General features: G+C 66.9%; 23 protein-coding genes and 2 riboswitches. Of the genes, 2 read left to right on the top strand and 21 right to left on the bottom strand.

Translation table 11 applies throughout. The annotated features are described in order from the left end of the window. Positions 1-162: 162 nt before the first annotated feature. Positions 163-882: a polysaccharide deacetylase family protein gene (locus AC5Y4C_RS10995; RefSeq protein WP_499949159.1), complete on the top strand. Its 720-nt coding sequence runs from the start codon at positions 163-165 to the stop codon at positions 880-882. A 3-nt stretch (positions 883-885) separates the two neighbouring features. Here the strand turns inward: AC5Y4C_RS10995 and AC5Y4C_RS10990 are convergent, their stop codons facing one another. From AC5Y4C_RS10990 to AC5Y4C_RS10930, 13 genes are all read right to left on the bottom strand, one after another. Continuing rightward, positions 886-1755, bottom strand: coding sequence for an alpha/beta fold hydrolase (locus AC5Y4C_RS10990; protein ID WP_499962894.1), 870 nt, complete (start codon positions 1753-1755; stop codon positions 886-888). A gap of 83 nt (positions 1756-1838) precedes the next feature. Next, positions 1839-4670 (bottom strand): aminomethyl-transferring glycine dehydrogenase, encoded by a 2832-nt coding sequence (gcvP, locus tag AC5Y4C_RS10985; RefSeq protein WP_499962896.1) that lies wholly within the window; start codon positions 4668-4670, stop codon positions 1839-1841. 30 nt (positions 4671-4700) lie between these two features. Beyond that, a riboswitch (glycine riboswitch) is annotated at positions 4701-4810 on the bottom strand. Continuing rightward, positions 4811-4908, bottom strand: a riboswitch (glycine riboswitch). It abuts the riboswitch before it with no gap. 96 nt (positions 4909-5004) lie between these two features. Continuing rightward, entirely contained in the window at positions 5005-5607 is a 603-nt protein-coding gene (locus tag AC5Y4C_RS10980) for a MerR family transcriptional regulator (protein ID WP_499908501.1), read from the bottom strand. Between the two features lie 208 nt (positions 5608-5815). Then, positions 5816-6310: a bifunctional nuclease family protein gene (locus AC5Y4C_RS10975; RefSeq protein WP_499908503.1), complete on the bottom strand. Its 495-nt coding sequence runs from the start codon at positions 6308-6310 to the stop codon at positions 5816-5818. 60 nt (positions 6311-6370) lie between these two features. Beyond that, positions 6371-7117, bottom strand: coding sequence for a transcriptional regulator FtsR (ftsR, locus tag AC5Y4C_RS10970; protein ID WP_499908505.1), 747 nt, complete (start codon positions 7115-7117; stop codon positions 6371-6373). A gap of 4 nt (positions 7118-7121) precedes the next feature. Next, positions 7122-7604, bottom strand: a complete 483-nt coding sequence (gene garA / locus AC5Y4C_RS10965; RefSeq protein WP_499908507.1) for a glycogen accumulation regulator GarA — start codon at positions 7602-7604, stop codon at positions 7122-7124. A 187-nt stretch (positions 7605-7791) separates the two neighbouring features. Beyond that, positions 7792-8187: a glycine cleavage system protein GcvH gene (gene gcvH / locus AC5Y4C_RS10960; RefSeq protein WP_499908509.1), complete on the bottom strand. Its 396-nt coding sequence runs from the start codon at positions 8185-8187 to the stop codon at positions 7792-7794. Positions 8188-8230: 43 nt separating this feature from the next. Further along, complete coding sequence (locus AC5Y4C_RS10955) at positions 8231-9001, bottom strand: DUF881 domain-containing protein (protein ID WP_499908511.1); 771 nt, start codon at positions 8999-9001, stop codon at positions 8231-8233. A 3-nt stretch (positions 9002-9004) separates the two neighbouring features. After that, the gene (locus tag AC5Y4C_RS10950; RefSeq protein ID WP_499908513.1) at positions 9005-9337 is read right to left on the bottom strand and encodes a small basic family protein; all 333 of its coding nucleotides are present in this window, start codon (positions 9335-9337) and stop codon (positions 9005-9007) included. A 45-nt stretch (positions 9338-9382) separates the two neighbouring features. Then, positions 9383-10288 carry a DUF881 domain-containing protein gene (locus AC5Y4C_RS10945; protein ID WP_499908515.1) on the bottom strand — a complete coding sequence of 302 codons (906 nt, stop codon included), beginning with the start codon at positions 10286-10288 and terminating at the stop codon, positions 9383-9385. Further along, a complete protein-coding gene (locus tag AC5Y4C_RS10940) occupies positions 10281-10961 on the bottom strand; it encodes a CDP-alcohol phosphatidyltransferase family protein (protein ID WP_499908517.1) in 681 nt (226 codons plus the stop codon). The genes AC5Y4C_RS10945 and AC5Y4C_RS10940 overlap by 8 nt, the downstream gene beginning before the upstream one ends. 10 nt (positions 10962-10971) lie before the next feature. Further along, a complete protein-coding gene (gene secA2, locus AC5Y4C_RS10935) occupies positions 10972-13296 on the bottom strand; it encodes an accessory Sec system translocase SecA2 (protein WP_499908519.1) in 2325 nt (774 codons plus the stop codon). 99 nt (positions 13297-13395) lie between these two features. After that, positions 13396-15033, bottom strand: coding sequence for an acetolactate synthase (locus tag AC5Y4C_RS10930; RefSeq protein ID WP_499908522.1), 1638 nt, complete (start codon positions 15031-15033; stop codon positions 13396-13398). A gap of 120 nt (positions 15034-15153) precedes the next feature. Between AC5Y4C_RS10930 and AC5Y4C_RS10925 the strand changes: the two genes are divergently transcribed. Next, positions 15154-17067: an ABC transporter ATP-binding protein/permease gene (locus AC5Y4C_RS10925; RefSeq protein ID WP_499963004.1), complete on the top strand. Its 1914-nt coding sequence runs from the start codon at positions 15154-15156 to the stop codon at positions 17065-17067. A 27-nt stretch (positions 17068-17094) separates the two neighbouring features. On the opposite strand, the gene AC5Y4C_RS10920 is transcribed toward AC5Y4C_RS10925, so the two are convergent. From AC5Y4C_RS10920 to AC5Y4C_RS10885, 8 genes are all read right to left on the bottom strand, one after another. Further along, positions 17095-18585, bottom strand: coding sequence for an FAD-binding protein (locus AC5Y4C_RS10920; protein ID WP_499908524.1), 1491 nt, complete (start codon positions 18583-18585; stop codon positions 17095-17097). Then, positions 18582-19082: a VOC family protein gene (locus tag AC5Y4C_RS10915; protein WP_499908527.1), complete on the bottom strand. Its 501-nt coding sequence runs from the start codon at positions 19080-19082 to the stop codon at positions 18582-18584. Before AC5Y4C_RS10915 ends, AC5Y4C_RS10920 begins: the two co-directional genes overlap by 4 nt. A 52-nt stretch (positions 19083-19134) precedes the next feature. Next, entirely contained in the window at positions 19135-19824 is a 690-nt protein-coding gene (locus tag AC5Y4C_RS10910; RefSeq protein WP_499949369.1) for an Rv1815 family serine proteinase, read from the bottom strand. A 192-nt stretch (positions 19825-20016) separates the two neighbouring features. Next, positions 20017-21162 carry a cation:proton antiporter gene (locus AC5Y4C_RS10905; protein WP_499908530.1) on the bottom strand — a complete coding sequence of 382 codons (1146 nt, stop codon included), beginning with the start codon at positions 21160-21162 and terminating at the stop codon, positions 20017-20019. Between the two features lie 3 nt (positions 21163-21165). Continuing rightward, entirely contained in the window at positions 21166-21717 is a 552-nt protein-coding gene (locus tag AC5Y4C_RS10900) for a cation:proton antiporter regulatory subunit (RefSeq protein ID WP_499949130.1), read from the bottom strand. Positions 21718-21757: 40 nt separating this feature from the next. Then, positions 21758-22654: a sterol desaturase family protein gene (locus tag AC5Y4C_RS10895; protein ID WP_499963006.1), complete on the bottom strand. Its 897-nt coding sequence runs from the start codon at positions 22652-22654 to the stop codon at positions 21758-21760. A gap of 85 nt (positions 22655-22739) precedes the next feature. After that, positions 22740-24278 (bottom strand): carboxylesterase/lipase family protein, encoded by a 1539-nt coding sequence (locus tag AC5Y4C_RS10890; protein WP_499962898.1) that lies wholly within the window; start codon positions 24276-24278, stop codon positions 22740-22742. A 61-nt stretch (positions 24279-24339) separates the two neighbouring features. Continuing rightward, positions 24340-25566 carry an MFS transporter gene (locus AC5Y4C_RS10885; protein WP_499962900.1) on the bottom strand — a complete coding sequence of 409 codons (1227 nt, stop codon included), beginning with the start codon at positions 25564-25566 and terminating at the stop codon, positions 24340-24342. Between the last annotated feature and the right edge of the window lie 9 nt (positions 25567-25575).

Here is a 25575-nt window from a genome sequence, read left to right as displayed (position 1 = left end):
CATCCCTTGTCATCCGGTCCTGTGTGCCGATCCTATGCCTGTACCCCGTCGAGGCGAAGATTTTCCGGGCGGGCTTGGCGACCCCCGATATCGGCCGCACTCACAGTGCACTGACAGGTGAAGCGGCCCCCACGGGCGCGAACGGATCGTTACCGTGACAATGTGCCGAGCGTCGATCGACGCACATTACTGAAAGCCATTGCGGTCGGAGTGTTGGCGGCGACGACCCGGCCGGCGCCAGCGCACGCCGCACCCGCTGGGCGCATACCGCCGCCCGATGGGGTGCTCACCCGGTTGCCGGGTGACGGAAACCTCTTGGCGCTCACCATCGACGACGGCGCCAGCATCGCCGTTGTCTCGGCGTTCGCCCAGTTCTGTCGCGACAGCGGCACCCGGATGACGTTCTTCGTCAACGGCGCCAACGCCTCATGGTCGGTCAACGCTCCTCAGTTGCGGCCGATGGTCGACTCCGGCCAAATCCAGCTGGGCAACCACACCTGGTCGCACCCCTACGTCACGCGAATCAGTCCGGGGGCGCTCACCGACCAGATCCAGCGGAACAAGGACTTCCTGCAGAACACCTACGGCGTCGATGGCACCCCCTACTTCCGGCCGCCCTACGGTGTACACAACGCGGCGACCGACAAGATCGCGGCCGATCTGGGCTACCCGACGATCACGTTGTGGAGTGCGACGATCGGCGACTCCAGAGTGGTCAACGAGCAGCAGCTGATCAACTACGCCAAGCAGGCGTTCACCGGCCAGCAGATCGTGCTCGGACACGCCAACCTGCCGCCGGTCACGCACACGTATCCGCAACTGCTCGACATCATCGCCAGCCGGAACCTGCAGACGGTGACGCTCAACGACGTGTTCGGCTGAGCGTCACGCGTCGGTGAGCAGCGTGAGCGCCCCGGCTGCGAACGCATCGGGATCTTCGAGCTGCGGATAGTGGCCCAACTGCGGCAGCTCGATCACCGGGGCGGTCGGCCGCAGCTCGCAAAGCCCGTCGAGCACGTTCGTCGTGGCGACCGGGTCCCGCAATGCCCAGAGGAACCCCAGCGGTTTGGGCCAGTCGCGGACCGCGCCGTGCCAGCGCTGCGCGTAACGCACACGCTCGTCGAGGTAGGAAATCAACAGGTGGGCGATGCGGTGACCGTCGTTGTGCGACAACAGCGCCCACTGCGCCGCGGCTTCTTGCGCCGACAGCGGATGGTCGTCGCTGAACAGCCTGCCGAAGCCACGGGTGAAGCCCCGGCGGTTGACCAGTCGCGCGAACACCGGCCCCAGCTGGCTGCGCAGGATCTTCTGACTCGGCCGCAGGCTGGCCCGCGCCAGAATCACGCTGCCGTTGGAAAGCACCGCGCGTTGCAACTCAAAAGGCAAGCGGCCGTGAAGATCTCGTGCGAGCAGCTCGGTGGTCACCGAGGTACCCATGTCGTGGGCGAGCACCACGACCGGCCCGTCGGTAACCTCGTCGACAACCGCCTGCACCAGATCGGCTTGCTCGAGCAGGCTGTAGTGGTGCGGCCTGGGCTTGTCCGACAGGCCGAAGCCCAGAAAGTCCAGCGTCAGCCACGCCCGGCCGGCCAGGTGCGGAACGACTTGGCGGAAGTCATAGGAGCTGGACGGAAAGCCGTGCAACAGCAGGATGGTCGGGCCGGCGCCCTCCTTAAAGCGGACGAACACCTGGCCTGCGCTCGTTTGGATGAAGCGCCCGCCGTCGCGCCACTCGGCCACGCTTGGTGGAAGCACCTTCGGGACACTAGCCCCCGAACGTTGGCTTATTCCACGCTTTTCACCGCAGCGCGTGGATCAACTCCACACTCGGCGATGTTTCAGCCGAACGCCTCCACCGGCGGGCAGGAGCACACCAGATTGCGGTCCCCATACGCCCCGTCGATGCGGCGCACCGGCGGCCACACTTTCGGCCGGAACCCCTTGCCCAGCGGATACGCAGCCTGCTCGCGGGTGTACGGATGCTCCCACTTGTCCACCATCAAGCAGGCCGCGGTGTGCGGTGCGGCGCGCAGCGGGTTGTCCTCTGCCGGCCACTCCCCCGCGCCGACCTTGTCGATCTCTGCGCGGATCGCGATCATCGCGTCGCAGAATGCGTCGACCTCAGCCAGGCTTTCACTTTCCGTGGGCTCCACCATCAGCGTGCCGGCTACCGGGAAGCTCATGGTCGGCGCGTGAAAACCGTAGTCTGCCAACCGCTTTGCGACATCGTCCACGGTGACGCCGGTGGCCTTGGTGATGCCACGCAGATCGAGGATGCACTCGTGGGCCACCATGCCGTTCTCGCCGGTGTACAGCACCGGGTAGTACTCGTCGAGCCGGCGTGCGATGTAGTTCGCCGACGCAATCGCCGTCAGCGACGCCGCGCGCAGGCCGGGCGCGCCCATCATGCGGATGTAGGCCCACGTGATCGGCAGTATCGACGCTGAGCCGTAAGGTGCCGACGACACCGGCGGCGCGTCGGAGAGCTCGTCGGCGAGCGGGTGCCCGGGCAGATACGGCCGCAGGTGCTCGCGCACCGCGACCGGGCCCACACCGGGGCCACCGCCGCCGTGCGGGATGCAGAACGTCTTGTGCAGGTTGAGATGGCTGACGTCGCCGCCGAACCGGCCCGGGCGGGCCAGGCCCACCAGTGCGTTGAGGTTCGCACCGTCGACGTAGACCTGGCCGCCCGCGTCGTGCACCGCAGCGCAGATCTCCGCGATGTCGTGCTCGTAGACCCCGTGCGTCGATGGATAGGTGATCATCAGTGCCGCAAGGTCATTCGCGTGCTCGCCCACCTTGGCCCGCAGATCGTCGAGGTCCACATCCCCGTTCGGGCGGCACGCGACCACCGCCACCCGCATACCCGCCAGCGCGGCCGACGCGGCGTTGGTGCCGTGCGCGCTGGACGGGATCAGGCACACGTCGCGGTGCGGCTCGCCGCGCGCGGCGTGGTAGGCGTGGATGGCGAGCAGCCCGGCGTACTCGCCCTGCGAGCCCGCGTTGGGCTGCAGCGACACCGCGTCGTAGCCGGTCATCCGGGCCAGCCAGGTTTCCAGATCGGCGATTAGCCGCCGCAGGCCCGGGGTATCCGACGCCGGCGCGAACGGGTGCTGACGGGCGAACTCAGGCCACGTGATGGGTTCCATCTCGGCCGCGGCATTGAGCTTCATCGTGCACGATCCCAGCGGAATCATGCTGCGGTCCAACGCAATGTCTTTGTCCGCCAGCATCCGCAGGTAACGCATCATCTCGGTTTCGGTGCGATACCGGGTGAACGCCGGATGAGTCAGGAATTCGCTTGTGCGCGAAGTGATTTCGGGTCCGGCGAACGGCTCGTCGACCGGCTCGGCGCCGAATGCATCGAGCACCTGGTCGACGTGGCTGTCGGTGGTCGCCTCGTCGCACGACACGGAAACGTGGTCGTCGTCGACCACCCAGATGTTGATGCCCCTGGCTTTTGCCGCATCACGGATCTGGGCGGCGCGGCCGGGGACGCGGGCCAGCACGGTGTCGAAGAACGACCGGTGCACGACCTCCACGCCCGCAGCTGCGAGTCCACCGGCCAGCCGGCGCGCGTGCCCGTGGACGCGGCGGGCGATCGCCGTGAGCCCGTCGGCGCCGTGGTAACTGGCATACATCGCGGCCAGCACCGCCAGCAGCACCTGAGCCGTGCAGATGTTGCTGGTCGCCCTGTCGCGGCGGATGTGCTGTTCGCGGGTCTGCAGCGACAGGCGGTATGCAGGCGCGCCGTCGGCGTCTAACGACACCCCGACCAGCCGGCCCGGCAGCTGGCGCGCGTGCTTGCTGTGCACGGCAAGGTATCCGGCGTGCGGGCCACCGAAACCCATTGGCACGCCGAATCTTTGGGCGCTACCGAACGCGATGTCGGCGCCGATTTCCCCCGGCGGGGTGACGAGCGTCAGCGCCAGCAGGTCGGCACCGATTGCCACCATCGCGCCGCGCTCATGGGCCTGCGCCACTAGGTCACTCCAGTCGACCACCGCGCCGCTGGCGCCGGGAAGCTGCGCGATCACGCCGAAGAACTCGCCGTCGGGCAGGCCGTCCGTCAAGTCGGCCGTGACGATTTCGATGCCCAGTGGCGCTGCCCGGGTAGCTAACACAGCGGCTGTCTGGCGATAGATGTCGACGTCCACGGCCAGTCGATGCGAGCTACCGCGGGTCGCGCGGTGCATCAGCGTCATCGCCTCGGCGGCAGCCGTACCTTCGTCGAGCATCGACGCGTTGGCGATCTCCAAGCCCGTCAGGTCGGCGATCATCGTCTGGAAATTCAGCAGCGCCTCCAGCCGGCCTTGGCTGATCTCCGGCTGATACGGCGTATATGCCGTGTACCAGGCCGGGTTCTCAATGAGATTGCGGCGCAACACCGCTGGGGTCAGCGTGTCGAAATAGCCCTGCCCGATCATCGAAACCGCGACGGTGTTGGTGTCGGCGAGACGGCGCAGCTCCGTGAGCGCCTCCTCCTCGGTGGCCGGAGGCGGCAAGATCTCCAGGCCGGGCGCCGCTTCGCCGTCGAGACCATCGAAGATCGTGGTGGGAATGGCTTTTTCTGCCAGCTCCTCCAGGGAATTCACGCCGATGACGTTCAGCATTGTCGCGATGTCGTCGGGGTTCGGGCCGATGTGGCGGTCGGCGAAACTGGTGGACACGGGCGGGCTCCTGACGATAGACGACTGGTGCCCTCTCCCTCTGTCTTCGACCCAGTCACCGGGCGCCTGAGAGATTCGGCCTGCGCCTTTCCCCATCGGCGGGTGATGACGCCCGTCATCACCGCTTTCCAGAGGCATCGTGTCCCGTCGCGGTCCGGGGGCCTGAGAGGTTGACGGAGAGGTGTTGCTCCTTCGGCGTTCGTGACTGGCGGCCACGAAACTCTCCCGCTTCCGGGCGATGCGGGTGCCAGTCTACCCACCTACCGCGAGCGGGCGCGTCTGCACCTCGACACGCCGCGAAATGCGGACAACCGCGCTCGCTCGCGCGGGACTGTCAGCCGATCTTGCGGTCGCGGTGCTTGCGCCGGGTGGCCAATTCGTCTTCGGGCGCGGCGATCGACTCGCCACCGTCGGCGCGCTCGCCCGGGAAGTCGGCGATTGCGCCGGTGAGTTCACGCATCGCACCGCTGACCGCGATGCCGAACACTCCTTGGCCGCCCTGCAACAGGTCCACCACCTCTTCGGCCGACGTGCATTCGTACACCGTGGTGCCGTCGGAGAACAGCGTGATGTTGGCCAGGTCCTGCACGCCGCGCCGACGCAGATGGTCGACCGCGACGCGGATGTTCTGCAGCGAGATGCCGGTGTCCAGCAGCCGCTTGACGATCTTCAGCACGAGAATGTCTTTGAACGAGTACAGCCGCTGGCTGCCGGAACCGGCAGCACTGCGAATCGACGGCACCACCAATGAGGTCCGGGCCCAATAGTCCAGTTGGCGGTAGGTGATGCCGGCGATCTGGCATGCGCTGGGGCCGCGGTAACCGACGAGCTCGTCGGGAATCGAATCATCCGGGAACAGGCCGGGCTGCACCGGCTCGCTGGGTGCGCTGTCACTTGCTTTCAGGTCCAGCTGCTCTTGACGTGGATGGTCATCCACTGTCCTACCTCCCGCCTGTCGCGTTGGCTATCGACTGGCCATCGTTCGCGTTACGGCTCGAGTTGCTCGAGCATACGCGTCGGGCGGGCCGCTGCGCCTGCCGTTACCGCCAAAATTATGGCGGCTGAAAGGACCGGTCAATGTGACCGCCACCCGCGTGTCGGAGCGGCTCGGACAAGTTGAGACGCTTCCGTGATCAGCTCCGCGCTCAGGTCGCCTTGAAGTCGTCCGGTGAGACGCTGTCGAGGAACTCCTTGAACTTCTCGACCTCTTCTTCCCGCACGGCGCCCGTGGACTCCTCGTCGTTCTCATCGGGAATCAGCAGGCCCGCCTCCGCGAGCACCGCCTCCTCCACGTAGATGGGCACGCCCACGCGCAGCGCGATCGCCACCGAGTCTGACGGCCGCGCGGACACCTTGATGTTGCGGTCGAAGATCAGGTCGGCGTAGAAGGTGCCCTCCTGCAAGTCGACGATGCGCACCTCTTTGAGCGAATGGCCAAGCGCGGCAATGACATCTCGGATCAAGTCGTGGGTCAGCGGACGCGCCGGCTCGACGCCCTGCTGTTCGAGCGCGATCGCCGCCGCCTCGGACTGACCGATCCAAATAGGCAGGTAGCGATCGCCGTTGGCCTCCCTCAGCAACAAGACCGGCTGGTTCTGCGGCTGCTCAACGCGTATGCCGACGACCCGAACCTCACCCATATGCGCCTGCCCTCCGCATGTGACGAAGCCAGTTGAAAGACTTCGCCGCCAGTCTAATCCTCAGCGGTCGAGAACGTCGCGCACCGCCGACTTCACCAACGCCGTGTGTAACGTGATCGCCAGTGCGGCAACCTCACGAGCCAAGTCGTCGGCCCGGTCGCGCGCGCCGGTCTTGCCGCCCTTGCCCACCGGTCCGGCGATCTGCGCGATCAGGTCGGACTGCCGGTCTGCAGCCGAGCGGAACGCCCGTAAGTGCCTGGGCTCGACACCGAACTCGCTCAGCGCAGCCGCGCACCGCAGGATCACCACGTCGTCCTCGTCGAAGAATCCGGCGGGACCCGCGATCACCACCCCGGCTTTCGTCAGCGCAGTAAGCAGGGCGTCGTCGACGCCGGCCCGATCGAGGAGGTCTTCTCGGCTCAGCCGGACCTGCGCCGCTTCCACCGCGCCGTCAGCGTCGGCCACCGCGCTGTCGAGCGTGCCGGCGACCGTCGTCAATCGCGGTGCGGCGAAGGCGAACCCGGCCGACTGCGGCAACTCGCCGTCCGGCTGGGCATCCAGATGTGCCTTGATCACCTTCAGCGGAAGATAGTGGTCGCGCTGAGCGGACAAGATGTAGCGCAGCCGCGCGCAGTCGTATGCAGTGAACCTGCGGTATCCCGATGCGCTGCGCTGCGGGGTGACCAGCCCCTCCGCCTCCAGGAACCGGATCTTCGAGATCGTCACGTCAGGAAACTCCGGCCGGAGCAGGTCGAGCACCGCTCCGATGGACATGCCGGCCAGGGCGGGCGTCTCGGGGGCGCTCACGGGTTTACCCGGATCCGGTTTCGCCGTCGTCGCCCTTCGGACCCGTCAGGAACACGAGGCGGAACTTGCCGATCTGCACTTCGTCGCCGTTGGCCAGCACTGCTGAGTCCACCGGCTCGCGGTTGACGTAGGTGCCGTTGAGGCTGCCGACGTCCACGACCTGGAATTCGCCGTTCTCCAGCCGAAACTCGGCATGGCGGCGCGACACGGTCACGTCGTCGAGGAAGATGTCACTGTCTGGATGCCGGCCCGCCGACGTCACCGGCTGGTCGAGCAGAAAGCGCGACCCCGCGTTGGGTCCGCGCTTGACGACGAGCAGTGCCGACCCACTGGGCAGGCCCTCGACGCCGCCCACCGCGGTATCGGCGCCGGGGCTGGCGGGCGCGTCGAGCTCGTTGAGGAAGTCCGCGCGAAAAACGGAGGTCGTTTCCACGGTGACTTCGTCAGACGTCTGGTCTGCCCCAGAATTCGAGTCCTTGTCGGTCACCCGCTGCTCCTCCTGGCTGTTCTGGCGGCTGCTTTCGTGGCCGCGGTTTCCAGCGATTTCGTCAAGCCGACCTGCGCCCTGCTCCTCAAACCGTACCCCGAGGCCTCGGTTATTGTGCCCGCCCTGTTCGTACCAGGGCGGGGGTGTCCGCGAGGTCAATTCCGTCCGTGAACCCTAACAAGTCGCCTCATTCGGTGATCGTGTTGCGGTAGCCTTCGGCGTCCAGCAGCCCGGAGACGCCTTCGTCAAGTGCGGACGATTCGGCCTGCAACTCCACCAGCCAGCCGCCGCCGTACGGCTCGGAATTCACCAGCTGCGGATTGGCGTCCAGATCCCCGTTCACGGCAACGACTTTCGCCGAGACCGGCGCATAAAGGTCGGACACCGATTTGGTGGATTCCACTTCGCCGAAGGGCTCACCGGCCGTCACCGTGGCACCGACCTCAGGCAGCTGGACAAACACCACGTCGCCCAGCGACGACTGCGCGAAGTCGGTGATTCCCACCCGTACGGTGTCGGAGCCCGTGCGGCGCACCCACTCGTGTTCGGCGGTGTAGTGCAGGTCAGGCGGGACTTCGCTCACGGGGCTCCTCAACTCTGGTTATGTTGGCGTGACTTGGCGGCGGTCATTTGACGGGCTGAGCGTATTGGCGCGGTTTCGGTTGCCGCAAGGCGGTCACGTCGACGCGGTCGGACTGCTGCATCGTCATGGTGCCGCCCACCCGCTCCACGCTGTCGACGGCGCCACCCGGGATGTTCACCGCAGCCGCCAACGTCGGTGGATCCCCTATGGCCACAACCGAATACGGGGCTGTCAGGGTTTGTCCGTCCACCGACAACGCACCCGCGCGGCCGCCCACCCAGGTGTCGACGCCCACGCGCACCGCCGTGCCGCCTGACGCCCCGCGGATCTCGATGGCCTCCGCCCCGGCGGCCCGAAGTTCGTTGATGACGTCGATCATCGCCTCGGGAGACACGCCGCTCACCGGGTCATCGATCGTCAGCGTTACCCCTGGTCCCGTCGCCGCCACCGTTCCCACCAAGATCGACAGCGCCGCGAGCCGGTCTTGCGCGTCCGCGACGGCGGCTTGGTCGCTGTTGCCCGACGCCCTCAACGCGGTCAGCGTGCGCTGCAAGTCGGACACCTCTTTGTTCAGCGTCGCCTCTCGCTGCTGCAGCGAATCCAAGAGCACCACCAAATCCGCTGGCCGGGCGGATTCCAATGCGTCACCGGACTCCGTCTGGCGGACCTGTGTAGCGATGGCGGCGCCCAGGATCAGACACAGCAGCACAGCCAGCGTCCCGAACACCGTCAAACGCCGCCTCCGCGGCGGCTTCGCGTCGGCGGGAAGCTCATGACGCCCGTGATGAGATGGCTCGGCCTCGTGCTCGCTCATGCCTCATGCCCCGAACAGTTTGCGCCGCAGTGCCGCGGCATTGCCGAAAATGCGGATGCCCAGCACCACGATGATTGCGGTGGACAGCTGTGTGCCGACGCCCAGTTGATCGCCCAGGTACACGATCAGCGCTGCGACCAACACGTTGAACACGAACGAGACGACGAACACCTTGGAATCGAAGATGCGGTCCAGGTACGCGCGCAGGCCGCCGAAGACCGCATCGAGTGCCGCCACCACGGCGATCGGCAGATAGGGCTGCACCGCGTCAGGCACGCTGGGGTGAAACACCAGCCCCAACACGATTCCGACGGCCAATGCCGCAATACCGATCACTGCTGCCGCCTCCTTCTCGCCCAAGCTTTCATCGGGTCTTCCCGCTCATCCGATTGGCTTGGCGTACTTGACTTCTCGGCTCCCGGCCGGCGGGACAGTCAGCGACTCGACTGTGCTGATCGTGACGCCGACGCCGTAGGACACCTGCAGCAGTCGCACGCGCTGAAAGCCTGCACTGCGCTCGAATCCGTCCTGCATCGCATGCGCCGGTCCGATCGCCACGATTGTGTATGGACTGCTGATCGGCTGATTGTCGACCAGAATCGCCCCGCCCGCCTGTCGGATGGTGACGTTGGGACCGATGCGCACCCCGCCGACGGCGACCGCCTCGGCGCCGGCCGCCCACAGCGAGTTGACCACCAGCTGCAGGTCGCGGTCGAGGACCGCCTGCCGGCTGCCGGGGATGCGCTGCTTCGACACGTCGGACAAATCAGGAGTCACCCCGGGGTCGCTCATCGTCACGGTCAGGCCCGGGCCCGTTACCGCCGTCGACCCGGCCGGGACGACGAGTTCGTCGAGCCGGCGCAGCAGTTCGCGGCCTTCCGCGTCACCCTCCAGCCGGCTTCGCCGCAAGCTGTCGACCTCGCGAGACAGCTGGCCGCGTTGTGCGCTCAGCGCGTTGGCACCTGCTTCCGACGACCGCACACTCTTCACCAGCACCTGCTGGGTTTCCTTGACGCCGGGTGCCGTGGAGCGCGCTTGCGCGACGGCCGCGGCGAACACCAGCGCCACCAGCAGAGCGGCCGCGGCCTGCCATACCCATACCGTCCAGCGCTGCCGAGATGTCTCGCGCTTCTGGCGTTCGGCGGCCGCGGCAGCGTAACCCGGGTCGAGGTGCTCGGACAGCAGCGACCGCAGCAGCGACGGCACGGGGTTGAACTGGGGCTGGCCGGCTTCGTGTGCGCTGAGCCCGGCGTGCGGGTCGTAGCCGCCGAGAGCCCGGTCAGTCATGTGCCGACTGTCCTCCGGTCACTGGGCGTCGGTCCGTCGCGGTCACTTTCGGCATCCGGCGCAGCACCAGAACGAACTGCACGGCGTAGAGCACGAAGCTCCACAGATACAGCGCAAAACCCCAGATCGCGAATCCCCACCCGATGGCCAGCACGACATGGCTCCACAACCCGTCGAACTGGCCCAACAGAATCAGCGGAAAGCCGGACATGAGCGCGAACGTCGCACCCTTGCCGATGTAGGTCACCGGCAGCCCGGTCAGGCCGCGGCTGCGCAGGGCGGGCAGCGTTGCGGCCAGCAGCGCGTCGCGGGCAATCAGGGCGATGACAAACCACCATGGCGCAAAATGCCTGAGCGCGAACGCAATTGGGACCGCGAGCATGTAGATCCGGTCCACCGTCGGGTCGAGCAGCTCGCCGAGCCGAGAGGATTGGTTCGCCAGCCGCGCGATCTTGCCGTCCAGCCAATCCGATGCGCCGGAGAACATCAGGATGCCGGTGGCCCATGCGTCGGCGTGCTCGGCCAGCAGCAGCCACAAGAACACCGGCACCAGCGCCAGCCGCAGCACGCTCAGCGCGTTGGGCACCGTCAGCACCCGGCCGTGCGGCTCCCCGGTCGAATGTCGCCGGCCTTGCGGCTCCCCGGTCGAACGTCGCCGGCCTTGCGGCTCCATGCCGCGAACTTTAACGGAATATCCCAGGCAGGCTCAGCGCGGACAGAGTCTCGTCGGCCAGCGGATTGTCGTGCACCATGTACGTCCACGTCGACGTCGGTCGCGCGAGCTTCGACAAGTCCAGCCCCGGCTCGTCTTCGGTGACGTTGGCCGTCTCGAAGGTCTGCTGGGCCGCCTCGATCGCGTCGGCCGCCAGCGACGCGAATGCGTCGACGGCCATCCGGTGGAATTCGTCGAGCGGGTTCTGCCGACCCAGCGCGCGCAGGTGGATGCTTTCTCGGATGTCGGCCAGGTACGCCAGATGGTCTGCCCAGCCGCGGTCCAGGTGATACAGCATGATCAGCCGGCAGATCCGCTCCAACTGCTCATCGGAAAGCTGCTGCGAGAGTTCGCCGTAGCGCTTCGGCGAGCGCTCCTCGAGCTCCTCGCGTGCGGTCGGGGTGCGCAGCAGCGTGTTACGGCGCTCGACGATGATCGCGCGCTGCTGGGCGATCAGTTCGTTGTAGCGCCAGGTGTTGGCGTGCACGTCGAGAAGCTTGCCTTCGGCTACCCGTTGGGCGTGGTCCAGCAGCCCCGCCGCCTTGGGGCTGACGATGCGGCCGTCCTCGTCTGTCTCGGTGGGCAGCTTGGACGGATCGAGGTTCGCGGTGACGACGTCGTCCTCCCAGCTCGAGAAGAACACCGACGACCCCGGATCGCCCTGACGCCCGGCCCGCCCGCGCAATTGGTTGTCCAGCCGCTCGGTGTGGTGGCGGCCAGTGCCGATGACGTGCAGGCCACCCAGCTCGGCGACTTGATCATGGTCGGCTTCATCGGACCCGCCCAGCCGGATGTCGGTGCCCCGGCCGGCCATCTGGGTCGACACCGTCACCGCGCCGAGCTTGCCCGCCTCGGCGATGATCGCCGCCTCCTCCGCGTCGTTCTTGGCATTGAGCACCACGGCCGGCACGCCGGCCTTGACCAACTTTTCATGCAGCTCTTCTGATTCGGCGACGTCTCGGGTACCGATCAGCACTGGCTGCCCGGTCGCGTGCACCTCTTTGATGTGTTCGACGATCGCGTCGTTCTTCGCGGCGGCCGTGATGTACACCCGGTCCGCCTCGTCCTCGCGGATGTTGGGCCGGTTCGGCGGTATCGGCGACACCCCGAGCCGGTAGAACTGGCGCAGCTGTTCGCCGGCGGCCAGCGCGGTGCCGGTCATCCCGCACACGGTGGGATACCGGTTGATCAGCGCCTGCACCGTGATGGTGTCCAGCACCTCACCGGTCTCCGTGGTCTCGATGCCCTCTTTGGCCTCGACCGCCGCCTGCAGCCCGTCCGGCCAGCGTTGCAGCTGCGCGATCCGCCCCCGCGACGCATTGATCAGGTGCACCGCGTCGTCGCGCACGATGTAGTGCACATCGCGCTGCAGCAGCACATGCGCGTGCAGGGCCACGTTCACCTCGGTGAGCGTGGTGCCGACGTGCTCCTCCGAATACAGGTCGATCCCACCGAGTTTCGCCTCGACCTTCTGCGCGCCCGCCTCGGTGAGGTGCACGTTGCGGCTGTCGGCGTCGGTGTCGTAATCCTTGCCTGGGATCAGTTCGCCGACGAGCCGGATGATCTCCAGCTTCGGTGTCTCGCGGTGGGTGGTGCCGGCCAACACCAGCGGCACCAGCGCCTCGTCGACGAGCACAGAGTCGGCCTCGTCGATCAAAGCGACGTCCGGATTCGGAGACACCAAATCCTCGACGTCAGTGACCAACTGGTCGCGCAGCACGTCGAAGCCGATCTCGTTCACCGAGGCGTAGGTGACGTCGCATTTGTAGGCGGCGCGCCGTTCGGCGGGCGTCGATTCGGCGGCCACCCAGCCGACGGTCAGGCCCATCGCCTCCAGCAGCGGCCCCATCCATTCCGCATCGCGGCGGGCCAGGTAGTCGTTGATGGTGATGACGTGCACGTGGCGGCCCGCCAAGGCGTACCCCGCGGCAGCGATCGCCCCGGATAGCGTCTTGCCTTCACCGGTGGCCATCTCGATGACGTCTCCGGCCAGCATCCGCAGCGCGCCCAGAAGCTGCACGTCGAACGGTCGCAGATTGGTGGCGCGCTCAGCTGCCTCACGGGCGATCGCCAGGAACTGCGGTATGTCGCGCGACTCGGCAAGGTCTTCGAGGTCCAGCAGTCTTGCGGCCTTGCGCAGCTGATCGTCGTCGAGATCGGCTGCTTTCTTGTCGAACTCCGCCGACTGCTCGACCTGCGCTAGTGAGCGGTTCTGGTTCTTCTCGGTGCTGGCCCCCAGCAGCTTCCAGAATTTGCTGCTCAGGCGGCCCGGCTTGGTGCTGCTCGATTTCGCCACGCTCCAACCCTACGTTTCTCTGCCGAGCGTGCGTGTCTGCCCGGCGACACGCGGTACCAGCCGTACAACCACGCACCCTCGCGCCCCGTGGCGTAGCGCCTAGGCCAGAACTGAGCGCCGCGGATAGGCGACCGCAGGGTCGGTCAGCACGTTGACCACGGCCGGCAGCCCAGCTTCGAACGCCCGCTGAAGCGCCGGTCGAAGCTCCGCCGGCGTCGACACCAGCTCGCCGTGTCCGCCGAGCGCTCGCACCACCTCGTCGTAACGTGTGCCGGGCCGCAACTCGGCGACCACCGAATATCCGTAGAGCATCTCCATCGGGTGTTTCTCCAGCGCCCAGATGCCGTTGTTGCCGATCACCGACACAACCTGAATGTCGTGGCGCACCAACGTGTCCCACTCCATGCCGGAGAACCCGAACGCGCCGTCGCCCTGAACCAGCACCACTTGGCGGTCCGGCCGCGCGAGCTTGGCTGCCAGCGCGTATCCCGGGCCGGAGCCCAGGCAGCCGAAGGGTCCGCTGTCCAGCCATGCGCCGGGTACGTAGCTGTCGATCATCCGCCCGGCGTAGGAGCCGAAGTCGCCAGCGTCGATGACGACGATCGCGTCGCGGTCGAGCATCGGAATCAGTTCCGCGTAGACGCGCATCGGGTGCAGCGGCGCCCGATCGTCGGACAGTTCGGCCTGCTCAGCGGACCGGGCAGCCGTCTCAGCGGCGCGCAGGTCGGCGATCCACGCCTCGCGCCCGGGCGAACGGGCTTCGGCCAGCGCCGACAAAGCCTGGGTCAGGTCGCCGTAGAGCTCGGCCGCCGCTGCCCTCGGATGCGGTCGGCCCGGTTCGGCGCGGTCGACGACGACCAGCTGGGTGTCGGCACCGAACACCCCGCCGAAGCCAAGCCGGAAGTCCATCGGAACGCCGACGACGAGCGCGACGTCGGCCTCCTTCAACGCCCGCGAGCGTGCCCGCGAGAACGCCAACTCGTGGTCGGCGGGCACCACGCCGCGAGCCATGCCGTTCATCAGCACCGGGACGCGAGCCACCTCGGCCAGGCGCAGCAGTGCCGCCTCGGCATGTCCCCACCACACGTTGGTGCCGGCCATGATCACGGGCCGCTCGGCTGTGGCCAGCAGGTCCGCGGCCCGCTGCAGCGCGTCGCCGTCCGGTGAAGGCCCGCGCGACACGTCGGCAAGCGCGCCCCGCAGGCCCTCGTCAGGCGCCTCCGAGAACACGTGGTCCATCGGGAAATCGACGAACGCCACGCCGGACGGCGCCGTCACCGCAGCCCGCAAAGCCTCGTCGACCAGCGTCGACGCCGCCTGTGGCGACGTGGCCGTGGCCGCGAACCGGGCAAGCGGCGCGACGAACGGGACGTGGTCGATTTCCTGCAGCGAGCCCTGCCCCCACCGCAACGCGGGTGCGCGGCCGCCGAGCACCACCAGCGGCGACTGGTTCTGCTGCGCCGCCGCCATCGCACTCATGCCGTTGGTCACCCCAGGCCCGGCGGTCAACGCTGCGACGCCGGGGATGCGCGTCACCTTCGACCAGCCCTCGGCGGCGAACGCCGCAGTCTGCTCGTGGCGGGTGTCCACCAAGCGGATGCCCTCGCTGCGGCAGCCGTCGTATAACGAGAACAAGTGGCCGCCCGACAGCGTGAACACGGTGTCGATACCGCTGGCCTTCAGGCGGCGGGCAATCAAGCGGCCGGCGTGCACGGTGGCGGGAGCGTCGATGCTCATGACGGTGAGCCTAGATGCCGCTGCCGCGCTGACGAGTCGCCACTGCGGTAGCTTCGCCGCAAGGTCGCCGTCGCTGCGTCCGCAGGACACAGCCGCACAGGAGATACGCCGTTGGATGAGTTGACTCCGTTCGAAACCTCGATCAACTGGGGTCAGGAGATTTGGACTTCGTTGTGGTGGGTCAGCAAGGCGTGGGCGATCAGTGCCGTCTGCACGCTGCTGGGAGTGGTTCTGCTGCTGACGCTGACCACCTGGGGAAGACAGTTCTGGCGCGTCACCAAGGGCTACTTCACCGGCGCTCCAAGCGTGCGGGTATGGCTGTGGCTTGCTGTGTTGCTGCTGCTGGTGATCCTCGGCGTGCGGCTCAACGTGCTGTTCAGCTATCAGAGCAAGGACATGATGACCGCGATCCAGACCGCGGTCCAAGGCATCGCAGCCGACAACACGGCAGTCAAAGACTCAGGGGTACATGGCTTTTGGGTGTCACTCGGGATCTTTTGCATCATGGCGGCGCTGCATGTGGCCCGCACCATGCTCGACCTGTTCCTGATGCAGCGCTTCATCCTGGCCTGGCGGATCTGGCTGACCGAGGAGCTCACCGGCGACTGGCTGGACGGCAAGGCCTATTACCGCAGCCGGTTCATCGACGACACCATCGACAACCCGGATCAGCGCATCCAATCCGACATCGACATCTTCACCACCGGCGTCGGCCCGCTGCCCAACACCCCAACCAACTCGACCGGTAGCACGCTGTTGTTCGGCTCGGTGTCGTCGATCGCGTCGGTGGTGTCGTTCATCCCGATCCTGTGGAACCTGTCGGGCACGCTGACGCTCTTCGGTATCGGCATCCCCCGGGCGATGTTTTGGACCGTGTTCGTCTATGTGTTGTTCGCGACCGTGGTCGCGATCTGGATCGGCCGTCCCCTCATCCGATTGAGCTTTCTCAATGAGAGCTTCAATGCCGCCTTCCGATATGGGCTCGTACGGCTACGGGACGCTGCCGAGGCAGTGGCGTTCTATCGCGGCGAGCGAGCAGAGCGCGTGCAACTGAGACGCCAGTTCGACCCGATCGTCTCCAATTACAAGAAGTATGTGAACCGCAGCGTCGGGTTCAACGGGTGGAACCTGTCGCTGAGCCAGACGATCGTCCCGCTGCCCTACCTGTTGCAGGCGCCGCGTCTGTTCTCCGGTGAGATCAAGCTCGGCGACGTCACGCAGACGGCCACGGCGTTCGGCAACATCCACGACTCGCTGTCGTTCTTCCGCAACGTCTACGACTACTTCGCTGGCTACCGCGCCGCCATCCTTCGCTTGCACGGCCTCGTGGTGGCCAACGAGGAGGGGCGCGAATTGCCCAGTCTCACAACGGAAGACAGCGCTGGCTCGGTTGAATTGCGTGCTGTCGAGGTGCGCACGCCGACCGGCACTCAGCTGGTCGAGCCGCTGACACTGCGGCTGGCTCCCGGCGACGGGCTGGTGATCGTCGGCAAATCCGGCACCGGCAAGACCACGCTTCTGCGCAGCCTGGGCGAATTGTGGCCGTACACGTCCGGCGTGCTGCGCTGCCCGGGTGGCGGCACCAACGAGACGATGTTCCTGTCGCAGCTGCCGTACGTTCCCCTGGGTGACCTGCGCGCGGTGGTGTCATATCCCGCCGAGCCGGGTGAGTTCACGGACAAGCAACTGCAGGAAGTGCTCGTCAAAGTGGCCCTTCCCCACCTTGTCGGGCGGCTCGACGAATCCGACGACTGGGCCAAGGTGCTGTCGCCAGGCGAGCAGCAGCGGGTGGCCTTCGCGCGCATTCTGCTGAACAAGCCCAAGGCGGTGTTCCTCGACGAGGCGACCTCGGCGCTAGACGAGGGCCTGGAAATGACGCTGTATCAACTGCTTCGGCGCGAGTTGCCGCAGTGCATCGTGGTGAGCGTCAGCCACCGGCCTGCCGTCAACCAGTACCACGACCAGCAGTTGCACCTGCTCGGCGAAGGCGAATGGCGACTCGGCCCGGTGGAAAAGGAAAAGCAGCCGGTCTAACGCGCGGTGCGCCGTGCCGCATCGCGCCTACCGCTTGCGCTGCTGTGCAGCATGCGCACCGGCGCGGCGCCCGAAGAACGACCCCTCACCCAGCTGCGTGCCGCTGGCATAGCCCTTGCCGTCTTGTGCGATGTTCGACGCGCACGCGCCGGCCGCATACAACCCACGGATGACGCTGCCGTCGTCACGCAGCACCTCGCCGTCGATCGAAACCGCCAGCCCGCCCATGGTGAAGCCCGAATACATGGCCCGGCCGAGCGACAGGTCGAACGCTGCCCAGGGTCCTTTGTCTTGCGGCGCAACGTATTCCGGCTGTTTGTGGAAATCGGGGTCTTCGCCGCGGGCGGCGTTCTCGTTGTAGCGGTTCAGCGTGGCCACCAGATTGCCTTCCGGAATGCCCAGCGCCTTTTCCATCTCATCGACGGTCTCCCAACCGTCGATGAACCGAATCAGCGGCATGGGCGGCATCTCGGTATGGGCCTCGTCGACGATCAGGTACGCCTCGGCGTCGGGTTGCTCCATCACGAAAGCCGACGTGCGCGAATGGTATGAGTCCTCGGCGACGAACCGCTGGCCGAGCTTGTTGACGATGATCCCGGTCAGCAGGATCTCGGGTGGGTAGGCCGCCGCGGTGATGAACATCTGGTCCATGTTCTTGGCGACTCCGCCGGCCGACACGCCCAGCCGGATGCCGAGCCCGTCGTCGTTCGGGTTGCCCAGAATGTAGGGCTCGACCTCCCCGTGATGCTTGGTGCGTCGCTTCTGCCCCAGCGCGGGCGTGTACTGCGCCACCATGTCATGGTTCATCGCGAATCCGCCGGCGGCGATGATCACTGAATTCGCCTTCACCGCACCGGTTTCGCCGAAGTGCTTCCATCGCACCCCGACCACCGCACCGTCGTCGTCGACGATCAGGTTGGTCGCCCCGGTCTCGTAGCGGATCTCGACGCCCAGTTCGTCGGCGCGTTTCACCAGCAGGTCGATGACCATCGCGGCGCCGCCCAGTTCGCCGGGAACCGGCACAGAGTGCCCACGCGGAGCCGGCTTCGCTTGCTCGATGAACGGCCACACCTTTTCGTTGCCGGTGTACGACAGCCCTTCGGTGTTCGGCGGGACGATGATCTTGCCGGGATAGAAGCTGCGTTCGAACTGAAAGCCCAAGTCTTCCAGCCAGTTGAAGTGCTCGACACTGCCCTCGCAGTACGCGCGGATCTTGTCGTGCTCAGGATCTCGCGATACCGCGACCAGATACTTGTACATCTCCTCGGGTGAATCGTCGTGGCCCGTCGCTTTCTGCACGGCGGTCCCACCACCGAGATAGAAGTGGCCGCCGGCCATGGCGGACGTTCCGCCGGCTGCCGACGCCTTCTCGAGAACCAGCACCCGCGCGCCGTCGGCCGCGGCGCTCACCGCTGCGCTTCCCCCGGCGATACCGAATCCGACGACCACGACGTCGACGTCGTCGGACCACTCCGTTACGTCGGCGGCGGCAACGGTGGGCGGGATCTCTGTGGTCACTGGTGCTCCTGCTTGAGTTGGTCGAAGAACGCGCGGATTGCCGCGGGGATCAATGCGATTTCCAGATATGGCACGCCGGCCGCGACCGCCGACACGTAGGCGAAGCGCATGCCGCCGGGCATCTCGCCACGCATCACCACCGGCGCGCCGTCCCGCTCAGCGTCCTCGATCGCCGCGGCGAACGCAGCTTCGTCGGCGGCTTCGATGCAGATGTGGTGCAGGCCCGCGCCGCTGTCGCGGAGGAATTCGGTGTAGATGCTCTCGCCAGAGACCGGTGCGATGAGCTCTAGTTGGAGGTCGCCGGCGTAGCTCAACGAGATGTCGGCGACGAAATTCGCAGGTTCGCCCCGGTACGTGCCGGTGTCCGGGCCGAATCGCACTCCGGGTATCCGCGCCCATTTCTTGGTGCCCAATAGGCTGTTCAGCGCATTCTCAGTGGCGTCGAGGTCGGTGGTGACCCACGCAACCTGGACAGGTGTTCGGACAGCGAGACTCATTGTCTCGCCAGGATAGTGCTCCGCGAGACGAAGTGGAACACGTTCTAGTTCGTCAGTGCTGCAGCTGCCACGCCGTCCGCTGGACGGTTGCCGACGGCGCGTTGACGTCCTCGGCGATCTGCTGGCGGATCGAGTTCCACAACACCGCCGCTGGATAGTCGCCCCACGTGCTGTTGAACAGGCCGACCAGCACCGCGCGGCCGTCGTCGGCGAGAACGTACACAGGACCCCCGGAGTCGCCCTTCTGGCTGACGACGCCGTGGCCCATCGTGAACCAGCCGTTGTACACCCCCTCGACGCTGCCGCAGCTCTCGCCGGTGGCGACGCCGAAGTGGCAGACGGCCTGGCCGGGATGAATGGCGAAGCCGGGATCGGTGACCAGCGCGCGTCCTCCCGGCAGCACATTGTTGGGCGAGACATCGCCGGCCAGAATGATGCCTTCGTAGTCGTTGATCGAATCGTTGGTGGACACCGTCGCGCCGTTGGGCGTGTTGTCGCGGTACATCGACAAGGACCCGATCACGTTGCCGCTCTTGTCGGTGACGGTGCCGCTGCCGCGGCAGTGGCCGGCGGTCACCGCAATCCGAAGGGTCGGTTCGACATATCCGAGCGTGCACAGGTTGGTGTCCTGCCGGATCTCCATGCCCGGATACACCGGAACGGGACTCGCATGCGCCGGCGCCACGGGCGCCGCGATCGCGGCGGCCACGGTGGCGAGCACACTGAGAACACGCACGACGATCTGTTGCACCCGCCAACTCCGATCAATCGAGGCGGCCGAGCTGTCCGGCCACGTGAGGACACTACCGGCGGCTCTTGCGAACCGCCGGGCACGAGGTCGGCTACCCGCTGATTCCGGCCTGTACTCCCCGCATATCGCAGTCGGCCGCTGCATCGTTAGCCTTCTCACACTCCGTAGATGCCCGGCAGCCCGTCATGTCGCCGGCACGGTCCGCGGCCCGGCGAAGCGCGCCAGCATCGGCCCCACGATCGCCAGGACGAACACGTACGTCGTGGCCACATAAGCCACCGCTTCGATGGTCTGGCTGACCAGGCCGATGATGACCAGCGAGAACTCGCCACGGGCGATCAGGGCCGTGCCCGCCCGCAACTGGCCGCGACGCGCGACGCCCTCCCGTCGCGCCGCATAGATCCCGGTTGCCACCTTGGTGACGGCGCTCACAAGGCCGAGGGCCAGCGCCACCGGCAGCATCGGCAGCAGGTCCTGCGGATCGATCGAGATGCCGATGGCAAGAAAAAAGATCGCGGCGAACAAATCGCGAAGCGGGCTGAGTACCTCGCGGGCGCGGTCGGCCGTATGGCCCGTCAACGTCAGCCCCACCAGGAACGCACCGACCGGCGCCGACGCATGAACGAACTCCGCCAAGCCGGCGACTATCAACGTCAGGCCAAGGATTCGCAGTAGTAGCTGCTCAGAATCGGGGTGGGCCACCAGGCGACCCACATGGTGGCCCCAGAAGTACGACACCGCGAAAGCCGCGCTCACGACGGCGATGGCAATCGCCATGCCCAGCAGCGCCGCCCACCACGAGCCGCCCGCCGCCAACACCGCCAGCAGCGGCAGGTACGCGGCCATCGCGAAGTCCTCCAGGACAAGCACGGACAGCACCGCCGGCGTCTCGCGGTTACCGAGTCGGCGCAGATCGTTGAGCAGCCGCGCGATCACCCCCGACGACGAGATGTAGGTGATGCCGGCCATCGCGATGATGCCGACGCCGTTGAGCCCCAGCAGCCAGCCGGCTACCGCGCCGGGCGCCGCGTTGAGCACCACGTCGACCCACGCCGACGGCAGATGGCGGCGCAGGCTGCTGGCGAATTCGGTGATCGAGAATTCCAGCCCCAGGGTCAACAGCAGCAGCACCACACCGATCGACGCGCTGGCGGTGACGAATTCACCCGCCGCCGGGAGGGGCACGATGCCGCCGTTGCCCAGCGCGAGCCCGGCGACCAGGTAGAGCGGGATCGGCGACAGCGCGTAGCGCCGGGCGGCCGCGCCGAGAATCGTGAGCACGGCGAGGATGACGCCGAGCTCGAGCAGCAGCGTCGCCGAAACCTGCACGCGTCAGCCTTCGGCCGGCGGGCCGGCTGGGCCAAGGCCGGTCGGTGGGGCCGCAGCGTCGCCACCGGTCGCGTGACCTTGGTCGACGATGTTCTCGACGCCGGCGATGCCCTCCTCGGTGCCGATCACCACGAGCACGTCACCGCTGCGCAGCGTCTCCGCGGGTCCCGGTGAAGCCAGCACCTCGTCGTCACGCACGATGGCCACGATCGAGGCGCCTGTGCGGGTGCGGGCCTTGGTGTCGCCGAGCGGGTGGTCGACGAACGGGCTGTGGGCACTGATCTCGACCTGGCCCGCATTGAGGCCGGGCACTTCGCGGGTCAGGTCGGCGAACCGTTCGGCGATCCGAGGCGCGCCGAGGATCTGGGCCAGCGCCTCGGCTTCGTCCTCGGTGAGCCGGAACACCGGGCGGGCCTCGTCGGGGTCGTCGCGGCCGTACACCACGACCTCGAAGCCGCCGGACCGCCGGGCGATCACGCCGATGCGGTCACCGTCGCGGATGTCGAACTCGTATCGCAAGCCCACGCCGGGCAGAAGCACTTCTTTGACGTCCATGCGGTCAATCCTTGACGAGTTCGCGGTGTCGCACGGGTCTTTAGGCCGCCACGGTGGACGCGGCGACGCTGCGCGGCCGCTCGGTACGCGGCTGCCATCCGGGCGGGCCGAAGATGTAGCCGAGTCGGTCGCGCCAGCGGGCGGCCGAGCGCACGTCGCGGGCCATCGCTACGTACTCGCGCGTCTGCAGCGTCCAGATGTTGAAGGTGTTGACGGGCTTGGTCAGTCCGTAGTGAGGGCGGGACAACTCAGGCTGAAAGGAGCCGAACAGCCGATCCCACACGATCAAGATGCCGCCGTAGTTCTTGTCCAGATACTGCGGGTCCATGCCGTGGTGCACGCGGTGATGCGACGGGGTGTTGAACACGAATTCTATGGGCCGCCAGAGCTTGCCGATGCGCTCAGTGTGGATCCAGAACTGGTAGATCAGGCTCACCGAGAAACTGGCGAACACCATCCACGGCGGAATCCCCAACAGCGGCAAGGGAATCCACATCAGAATCTCGCCGCTGTTGTTCCACTTCTGCCGCAGTGCGGTGGCGAAGTTGAAGTACTCGCTGGAGTGGTGCGCCTGATGGGTGGCCCAGATCAGCCGGACCCGGTGGGCGATGCGGTGATAGGTGTAATACAGCAGGTCCACGCCCACCAGAGCGATCACCCAGGTGTACCACTGACGCGGCGAGAGATGCCACGGCGCGAGGTAGGCGTAGATCGCCGCGTAGCCCAGCAGCGCGACCGACTTCCAAGCCGCTGTGGTGGCGACGGACACCAGCCCCATCGCGATGCTGGCCCATGAGTCACGGCTGTGAAACGCACCGGCAGCCGGCCGGTCCTCGATGTGTTCGAGCTTGCGGGCCGCGGTCCATTCGAGAATCAGCAGCAACAAGAAGAACGGGATGGCGAACAGCACGGGATCGCGCATCTGAGGCGGCAGCATGTCGAGAATCGCCGCAATACGCTCCACTTCTGGCACCTCCGCAGCCAGCTTAACGGTGCACACCCGCGCCGGATGCGGGTCCGGGCTACCGGAAGTTGAGCACTCTGTCGCCCCACATCTCGCGGACGTCGCGGTCGATGTCGTGGACGACGGTGTCGACGCGGTCGATGACCAAGCAGGCGCGGTCAGGCTCCTGGTAGGGAGCCCATGCCGGGTCGCCGGGCAGTCCAACCGGCTTGCCCTGGTCGGCGAAGTTGAGCCAGCGTGTCCGCATGCGTTCTGACACCGCCTTACCGGCTTTCAGGCCGCCCAGCTTGAAGGTGGGGTCCGTCGGGCCCTGCACGAGATTGCCCCAGACATAGGGCAATTCGGTGGCGTGCGCGGCGCCCATGCGCAGCAGCCGCATCATGGGCGTGGCGAAGTCGAAGCGATACAAATAGGCCGGGGCAACAGCGCTGTGCCCTTCTGCGAACCAGACGGACGGCATCCGGAAGCCGATGTCGCTGGCGAGTCCCATCCCGCGCGCTTTCACGCGCAGTCCGGCGTAGGTTGTGCCGATCTGCTCTTCGGAGGGCAGCACCACATCCGGCTGTTCTGCGGCGATTTCGGCGAACATGGCCTTGATTGCCGGAGGGGTGATCGGCATCAACGGCGACTTCATCCACTTGAACAACGCGGCCTCATGCTTGTTGGTGCCGATGATCAGCGGTACGGGGTGGGAGCGTCCCTCGCGGGCGAGCTTCACCGGATAGTCGGGGACGACGTCGCCGTCGACGATCGGCGCGAAGGCCACCGTGCCTGGCGTCTGCGCGGGAACGGCGTCGAACACCGCTTGCGACGCTCTGACCAGAGCGCGGGCCGGAACGTCGACCAGGCGGTCGATGTCGGCGTGCGCGATGCCGAGCCGATCCAACAGCATGCCGGCTACCCGCCCAGCCCGATCAGTGTCGTAAACCGTTGTGGCAGGCGAACTTTGGGCGATCGCGCCGGCGAACAAGCCCTCCGTATGGGGACTGGTCATCAGCGTGGTCACCACTCCCCCGCCGGCAGATTCGCCGAAGAGCGTGACTCGGTTCGGGTCGCCGCCGAATGCGGCGATGTTGTCGCGCACCCATTGCAACGCGAAAATGACGTCGCGCAGACCGACATTGGTGTCGTACCGGCGGCGCGCGCTTCGGAAGGTGGACGGGTCGAGGAAACCGAACGCGCCGAGGCGATAGTTGGCGGTGACGACGATCGTGTTGCCGCTCGAGGCGAGCACGCTTCCGTCGTACATCGGCTGGCTGCTGGAGCCGAGGATGTACGCCCCGCCGTGCACCCACACCATGACCGGCTTGTCGTCACCCGGCTGGTTGGGAGCCCAGATATTCAGCGACAAACAATCTTCGCCCTCCGGTGCGCCGAGATCGAATGGCAGGATCGGCACGGGCGGCTGAGGGCATACCGGCCCGAATCGGCTGGCGTCGGCCACGTCAGTCCATTTCGCCGGCGGCTGCGGCGCCTGCCAGCGCAGATCGCCAGTTGGCGGTGCCGCGTAGCGGATGCCCTTCCAGGCTGTGACGTCGCCTAGATCGACGCCGCGCACCGGGCCATACGTCGTCTCGACGACTGTGCTGGTGGTCATGCTTGATGAGTCCTGTTCACGAGGGGTTGGCCCCCATGTTACCCGCGGGTATTAAGCAGGTCTAACTTTCCGCCCGCGGGTGCGGAGAAGCGAACGATTCCGGCCAACGCCGGCGGCCGTCGGAAAGTACCCCGGCCAGCCCGATCACGACGATGCCGGCCACGGGAACAGTCAGCAAGCCGGCGCGCAAGCTGAAGACGTCCGCAATACCGCCGACCACCATCGGGGCGCAGACAAATCCCACCCGCATCAGCCAGGTCACTGCTGTCAGGCCAGTGCCATGCCGAAGGCCGGGAAGCTCGTCGGCACGCTGCATCGCCGCAGGGATCAATGTCGCCACACCGAACCCCGCAGCGGCGAACCCCCCGATTACGGCCGGCAGGCTCGGGTATGCCAGCGCAGCCCCCATGCCCAACGCCGCGATCGCTCCGCCGGCGCGGGCGACCGTGCGCTGCCCGAACCGGTCGACCAGCCGATCACCGAGCAACCGGCCGACAAGCTGCGATCCCACCGCAGCGATGTAGCCCGACACGGCCAGCGCACCGGGCGCACCCAACTCCCGCATGAACAGCGTGGCCCACGAACTGCCGGCGTCCTCCACTGCCGCGGCCGCGATCGCGATCAGAACCAATGCCGCCAGCGCGGCGTACGTCGCCGCCCGTGTCCCCGCGCGCACTCCCGGCCCCGACCGAGGTTCGGCAGTGGCATCGTCCGGTCCCGGCAGTAGATATCGGTAGGCGATGACACAGATTCCGGAAAACACCACCGCCGATACCGCCAGATGGGTGCCGCGCGGCACGTGCAACGCGATCGCCGCCGCGCCCATCGCGCCCCCGAGGATCGCGCCGGCCGACCACACCGCGTGGAACGAATTGATGATGGAACGGCCATAACGTCGTTGCACCCGCAAACCATGCGCGTTCTGAGCGACGTCAGTCACTGCGTCGGCGCCGCCGGCGACAAACAGCGCGCCCGCGAACGTCCACACCGTGGGCGCCACTCCGGCCAGCCAGGCGAACAACGCGATCATCGCCGACCCGCACACCGCCACCCTCGCCGAGCGGAACCGCCGGATGAGCGAGGCCGCTGCTGGCCCGGTTATCAGCGCGCCAATCGAGAAGGCCGCGACCGCGACGCCGTATAGCGCGTTGGACAAACCAAGGTCAGCCTTGATCTCGGGATACCGCGGCAGCAGATTCGCGAACAGCGCGCCGTTGGTCAGAAACAGTGCAGCGACCGCGACCCGCGCGCGCCGATCCTGCGACGCTGCGAGCCGCCCGGTCCGCATCTGCGGAGA

This window comes from Mycobacterium sp. NGS35, assembly GCF_059812855.1.
This window is presented reverse-complemented; position numbering and strand designations above follow the sequence as displayed.

Excerpts from the sequence above, each read along its gene's own strand:
- AC5Y4C_RS10955 (WP_499908511.1), bottom strand. The coding sequence starts at position 9,001 with ATGAGCGAGCACGAGGCCGAGCCATCTCATCACGGGCGTCATGAGCTT.
- AC5Y4C_RS10895 (WP_499963006.1), bottom strand. The coding sequence starts at position 22,654 with ATGCTGCCGCCTCAGATGCGCGATCCCGTGCTGTTCGCCATCCCGTTC.
- AC5Y4C_RS10900 (WP_499949130.1), bottom strand. The coding sequence starts at position 21,717 with ATGGACGTCAAAGAAGTGCTTCTGCCCGGCGTGGGCTTGCGATACGAG.
- AC5Y4C_RS10915 (WP_499908527.1), bottom strand. The coding sequence starts at position 19,082 with ATGAGTCTCGCTGTCCGAACACCTGTCCAGGTTGCGTGGGTCACCACC.
- AC5Y4C_RS10940 (WP_499908517.1), bottom strand. The coding sequence starts at position 10,961 with ATGGAGCCGCAAGGCCGGCGACGTTCGACCGGGGAGCCGCAAGGCCGG.
- AC5Y4C_RS10885 (WP_499962900.1), bottom strand. The coding sequence starts at position 25,566 with ATGCGGACCGGGCGGCTCGCAGCGTCGCAGGATCGGCGCGCGCGGGTC.
- AC5Y4C_RS10975 (WP_499908503.1), bottom strand. The coding sequence starts at position 6,310 with ATGGGTGAGGTTCGGGTCGTCGGCATACGCGTTGAGCAGCCGCAGAAC.
- AC5Y4C_RS10890 (WP_499962898.1), bottom strand. The coding sequence starts at position 24,278 with ATGACCACCAGCACAGTCGTCGAGACGACGTATGGCCCGGTGCGCGGC.
- AC5Y4C_RS10945 (WP_499908515.1), bottom strand. The coding sequence starts at position 10,288 with ATGACTGACCGGGCTCTCGGCGGCTACGACCCGCACGCCGGGCTCAGC.
- AC5Y4C_RS10930 (WP_499908522.1), bottom strand. The coding sequence starts at position 15,033 with ATGAGCATCGACGCTCCCGCCACCGTGCACGCCGGCCGCTTGATTGCC.